This window comes from Vibrio sp. 10N.261.52.A1 (genome assembly GCF_002876325.1).
GTDB classification, from domain to species: domain Bacteria; phylum Pseudomonadota; class Gammaproteobacteria; order Enterobacterales; family Vibrionaceae; genus Vibrio; species Vibrio chagasii.
This window is the reverse complement of the sequence record NZ_MCYD01000839.1, coordinates 1-4,101: the sequence shown is the minus strand read 5'-3', so window position 1 is coordinate 4,101 and position 4,101 is coordinate 1. Positions and strand designations below refer to the sequence as shown.

Here is a 4,101-nt window from a genome sequence, read left to right as displayed (position 1 = left end):
CCCAACATTTCCATTTGGGTTAACAATCTTTAAAAACACAATAACAGCTACAAAAACGATTGCAAGCGTAAATAATAGAAAACATTTGGTGTAAATTTAATTTTACACATGAGTTTTAAGTCGTTTTGATTAGATTACTGACTTAAACCACAGTCAATACAAACAAAAAAGGCGATATTTCTCATATCGCCTTCTTTAAATTTGTAGAGTGTTTATTTATCACTCATCGTTTAGCATTCGCTTAATCTGCTCTGAAGCCTCTTTCCATCGGGCATCAGAATGAAGAGTCGACAAATCAAAGCTGTATTTTTTAAGCAATGATTTGGCTAAAGGCACCTCTTGAATCGCTAAGTGATCAAGAGCCTCAATTTGTGCATCTCGTTTATTACACATCAACACCATGTCACAGCCCGCATTCAAAGCTGCTTTTGCTCTGTCAGCAGGTCCGCCCATGATCGCAGCGCCTTCCATCGTTAAATCATCAGAGAAGATCAGGCCTTTAAAGCCCAGTTTTTGTCTCAATACTTTCTGTAACCAATATTGAGAGCCACTTGCTGGTTGGTCATCATAATGAGAGAAAACCACGTGTGCAGGCATCATCGCATCTAATATTCCCGCTTCAATTTGCGCCTTAAAGATCGCCATATCAGTTTCAAAGATATCGTCTCGAGGGTCGTAAGGCGTTTCTAGATGCGAATCAGCTATCACACCACCATGACCAGGGAAGTGCTTTCCAGTTGTCGCCATACCAACTGACTTCATGCCTTTGATGAATGCACTGCTATGACGAACGATGGTATCAATATCTTCACCAAACGCTCGGTTGCCAATCGCTTTGCATTGATGACCTTTATCTAATACTGGTGCAAAACTTAGATCGATATCGTGAGCAATCAGCTCCGCTGCCATCAACCAACCTGCTTGTTCAGCTAATTGTTCACCATTCTTTTGAGTCGCGAACTCTTGAGCAGCAGGGATAATAGAAAAGCCATCGCGGAAACGCTGTACTCGTCCTCCTTCTTGGTCAACACCAATTAAAAGAGGACGCTTAGCCGCTTTGCGAATCTCTTTATTTAAAGCCGATAGCTGCTTGCTATCGTGGTAGTTTCTAGCAAATAAAATGAGACCACCAACGGTTGGGTGCTCTAAAATTTCTTTGTCTTCCGCAGTCAGTTCGTAGCCTGCAACATCAACCCATAACGGTCCCATAATATGTCCTTCTATTGCTTAAATTCCGCTACTGCAGATTTACTTTGTTCAATTAATTGGTCGGCCTGCTCTTCCTGCTGAGTTAACGCAATGAACAACAAGTCAGTAATAAAAAGTTGGCTATCACGCGCTGTGATAGAGGAACTACGAATATGGTTCTCGTCAGCCGCCGAAATGAGTTTGATATCAGCATACTTGTCCAGAGCCGAAGGAGATAACTGGCTAATCACAATGACCTTGGCCTTTTTCGATCTCGCTAACTGAGCTACTTTTACAACTTCTCTGGTTTTTCCTGAATAGGAAATCGCTACCAACACATCATTTTCAGTAAGCGATGCCGCGTTGGCAATCTGAATATGAGCATCAGGTTCCGCATGAACCGCATGACCAATCTTCATCAGCTTATAAGCGAAATCTTTCGCGACTAGCGACGATGCTCCAACACCTGAAATTTGAATTTTATTGGCAAGGTGCAGTAGGTCAGCGGCATTACTCAGCTGTTCGCCCTCATTTAATAACACGGTACGTTCAAGCGATTGTGTTTTACTTGCAAGAAGTTTATCCATCACGGTATCTGGCGAATCTTTTCTGGTGATGGTGCCGTGTATGCCTCGTTGAGAAACAGGCTGATAACTCATATCACTCTGATAGAGTTTCACCTTCATTTCAGAAAAGCCTTTATAACCGATCTTCTGACTAAACTTGACGATCGTCGACTGACTCACCCCTACCGCTTTCGCTAATTCAGGGGAAGAGAGTTGCTTAACCTGCTGCGGGTGATCCAATACATATCGTGCCACCAGCGAATCCGATGGAGAAAGCTTGGGTAATAACGCTTTTACTTTCGCAATGCCTTTCACTCGATCTATCTCCCTCTTTCAGCCTGTCATCATAACGAGTTTTGCCTTTCTATTGGAATAATTATTCCTTTCCATTTCCTCATTTGGAATAGCTAACACAACCTTCTGGGAGCATCGTCAAAGAAAACCACTGGTCACTATTCCACCAAGGAATAGATTTTGAAACTCATTATTCAAACAGTCATTCTGAAAAAATAATAATAAACACCCTCTTATCTATTCACGCTACGGAGCTGCTATGAATTCACTATTTACTTCGCTGGATTGGGCGGTATTTGCGATTTATTTCGCTGTTATCGCCTTCACCGGTTGGCATTTCAGCCGAACAAAAATCACGAGTACCAAGGACTACTTTTTAGGTGGTAACTCGATGCCAATGTGGGTAGTCGCTATTTCAGTGCTGGCAACATCACAATCAGCAGCAACGTTTTTAGGTGGACCAGAATCGAGCTACCGTGGAGACCTCACTTACCTAGCCACCAATATTGGCGGTATTCTGGGTGCCATTTTTGTCGCACTTGTTCTGATCCCTCGCTTCTATCAAAACAAAGTGTCTACAGTATATGAGTTGCTGAAAGTGCGCTTTGGCGAGAAGACCAAGCAGCGTGCCGGTGTAATGTATTTGGTGGGTCGTGTGTTTGCTTCTGGTGCTCGTCTGTATATGGCGGCTATCGCAGTATCCATGATTCTGTTTACCAATATTGACCCTAGCAGCGTTGTCACTTCCGTGGTGATTCTGGTCACCGTTGGCCTCGCTTACACCTACATGGGCGGTATCCGCTCGGTTATCTGGAGTGATCTTATCCAACTCGTGGTGTACGTCGGTGCTGCCATTGCGGTCATTATCTACTTATTAGGCCGGATCCCGGCAGATTTCAGCCAAATCGCACAAGTGCTTGCAAACCCTGGCGAAGGCCAATCTTCTAAGCTTACCTTACTCGATTTCACACTGGATTTAACACCTGCTGGTACTTTCAGCTTCTGGGCATGTATTACTGGTTTTGTACTACTGAACATTGGTGCGTTTGGTCTTGATCAAGACATGACCCAGCGAGTTCTAACCTGTAAAGATGCCAAGCAAGGCTCTAAGGCGATGATCAACTCAATCATCTTCTCTATCCCTGTTGTGTTGGTTTTCATGTCGATTGGCCTGCTTCTGTATGTTTTCTATCAAAGACCGGACCTGATGGGCGTCGAAGGAAAAGATGTCGTGCAGAGCTTTAATGGTGAGAACGTGACTATTTTCATGTACTACGTGCTCAATGAAATGCCGGCAGGTCTTCGAGGTTTGGTGACAGTTGGTGTGGTTGCTGCTGCGCTTTCAACACTCAACTCAGGCTTGAATTCAATGTCTTCTGTTGCGATTCAAGATATCTACAAACCATGGTTAGAAGCTCGTAAAGGCGAACAATATGACTTCCATTATGTAAAAGCGGGCCGCTTCGGTATGGCCGCTGCTGCGCTGGCCTTAGGTAGTATGGGTATCTTGTGTTACTACTGGCAGCAATACACCGACATGCCATTATTGTCGTTCGCTTTGAGTGTAATGGTGTTTGCTTACACTGGGTTATTGGGGGTCTACTTCACAGCGATTTTCACCGAACGTGGCAATGAAACATCTGTAGCGTTAGCGCTTGTCGCCGGCTTCTTAACTACGTTACTGATGCAAGCTTATGTTTGGGATAGCGTAATGGGGATGATTAATACGGATTGGGTGGGTGTTCGATTGGCCTTCCCATATCAACTGTGTGTAGGCACCTTTGTCTCATTAATCGTATGTCTATCAGGTAAGAAACAGCCTCAAGAGGCAAATAAACTACAAACGGTTAGTCAATGATTACCCATACTCTAGCCGTCGATGGTGGCGGCACAAAAACAGCCATGAGACTCAAGCGAATTTCACCAACGCCGAGCGTAATTAAAGAGCGAACTTTAGCCGCAACATCACTAACCTTATACGGTGAAACAGCAATCACTCAACTGACTCATTACATTGAAGAAATGCTGAGTGTGAATCAGATAAATCCGAAAC

Annotated in this window: 3 protein-coding genes and 1 pseudogene; 2 read left to right on the top strand and 2 right to left on the bottom strand. The window is 44.0% G+C overall.

The features are described 5' to 3' along the window. Positions 1-219 precede the first annotated feature (219 nt). The gene (gene nagZ / locus BCT81_RS17855; protein WP_102425324.1) at positions 220-1,209 is read right to left on the bottom strand and encodes a beta-N-acetylhexosaminidase; all 990 of its coding nucleotides are present in this window, start codon (positions 1,207-1,209) and stop codon (positions 220-222) included. 11 nt (positions 1,210-1,220) lie between these two features. Next, positions 1,221-2,069, bottom strand: coding sequence for a MurR/RpiR family transcriptional regulator (locus BCT81_RS17850; protein WP_102425323.1), 849 nt, complete (start codon positions 2,067-2,069; stop codon positions 1,221-1,223). 238 nt (positions 2,070-2,307) lie between these two features. Here BCT81_RS17850 and BCT81_RS17845 point away from each other — a divergent pair, with 238 nt between their 5' ends. Further along, on the top strand, positions 2,308-3,906 hold the full coding sequence (locus BCT81_RS17845) for a sodium:solute symporter (protein WP_102425322.1): 1,599 nt from the start codon (positions 2,308-2,310) through the stop codon (positions 3,904-3,906). Continuing rightward, positions 3,903-4,101: pseudogene (locus tag BCT81_RS17840) on the top strand (ATPase); the annotation flags it as partial. The gene BCT81_RS17845 and the pseudogene BCT81_RS17840, both read left to right, overlap by 4 nt.

Coding starts and splice junctions, on each gene's coding strand:
- nagZ (WP_102425324.1), bottom strand. CDS start 1,209: ATGGGACCGTTATGGGTTGATGTTGCAGGCTACGAACTGACTGCGGAA.
- BCT81_RS17845 (WP_102425322.1), top strand. CDS start 2,308: ATGAATTCACTATTTACTTCGCTGGATTGGGCGGTATTTGCGATTTAT.